Origin of the sequence: Streptomyces sp. adm13(2018) (assembly GCF_008042145.1) — a bacterium.
In the GTDB taxonomy this organism is placed as follows: Bacteria; Actinomycetota; Actinomycetes; order Streptomycetales; family Streptomycetaceae; genus Streptomyces.
Genome location: NZ_RDBH01000117.1, coordinates 15,058 through 16,235, shown reverse-complemented (window position 1 = coordinate 16,235; position 1,178 = coordinate 15,058). Strand labels below are relative to the sequence as shown.

The window sequence follows — 1,178 nt, the reverse complement described above, 5'->3', positions numbered from 1 at the left end:
GTCCGGGGCTGCACCGGGGGACGATGGAGGTGGCCGGGGCGGGGGACGCGTGGCTGCGGCTGCCGGGCGGGACCCGGGGCTTCGTGTGGGTGAACGGCTTCTGCCTCGGCCGGTACTGGTCGACGGGACCGCAGGAGGCCCTGTTCGTACCGGGACCGGTGCTGCGGGAGGGCGCGAACGAGGTGTGGGTGCTGGAACTGGAGGGGGACGCGGGGACGGGGCCGGTACTGGATCCGGTCTGAGGGCGGGGGGCGCCGCAGTGGTACTGGTGCCGGTGCCGCGCCGGTACCGCGGCCGGGTCCGTACCCGATGTCTGGCGGCGCCACCGTCGACGGGTGCCGCGACCGGGTCCCGTACCGGTGCCGTGTCCGTACCGGACGCCTCGCGGCGCCGGCGCCGTACCCGTACTGCGGCCGGTTCCGTACCCCTCGCATGCCGGTGCCCCGGAGCCGAGGCCGCTCCGGGGCACCTGCCACATGCGGTCGCTACAGCGTGGCGGCCGCGGACTTGATCGCGGCGGCGAAGGTCGAGACCTCCGTGTAGACGCCGGGGTAGTTGGGCCGGGCACAGCCCTGGCCCCAGCTCACGATGCCGACCTGGATCCAGGCTCCGCCGTTGTCCTTGCGGAACATGGGGCCGCCGGAGTCGCCCTGGCAGGTGTCGACGCCGCCCTGGGTGTAGCCGGCGCAGATCTCCTCGGCGGGGATGAGGTCGCTTCCGTAGGAGTTCTTGCAGGAGGCGTCGGAGACGAAGGGCACGTTCGCCTTGAGCTGGTACCGCTGCTGCGCGCCGCCCTCGCGGGCGGCGCCCCAGCCGGCCACGGTGAAGGTGCCGCTGTTGTACGCGGTGGTCTCGGCGATCTTCAGGGTGGGCAGCGAGTTGATCGGGCTGGCGAGCTTGATCAGCGCCCAGTCCTTGCCGGACCCGTTGTAGCCGGGGGCCTGGTAGACCTTGGTGGACTTGACCTTGATCGCGCTGCTGCTCTGCAGGTCGACGACGCCGGCGGTGGCGGTGATGCTGGTGTTGTTGCCGGATCCGTTCACGCAGTGGGCCGCGGTGAGGACGACCTGCGGGGTGATCAGCGAGCCGCCGCAGCCCATGGAGAGCCGGACCATCCAGGGGAACTCGCCCTGGGCGGCACGGGTGCCTCCGACGACGGGGGCGGGGGCGGCGGAGGC

General features: G+C 72.8%; 1 protein-coding gene and 1 pseudogene. One reads left to right on the top strand and one right to left on the bottom strand.

Translation table 11 applies throughout. The features are described 5' to 3' along the window. Positions 1–242, top strand: a pseudogene (locus tag EAO70_RS15330) (beta-galactosidase); the annotation flags it as partial. Positions 243–485: 243 nt separating this feature from the next. On the opposite strand, the gene EAO70_RS15325 reads toward EAO70_RS15330, so the two are convergent. Continuing rightward, on the bottom strand, positions 486–1,178 hold a 693-nt coding region (locus tag EAO70_RS15325; protein ID WP_148003545.1), incomplete at its 5' end, for a S1 family peptidase.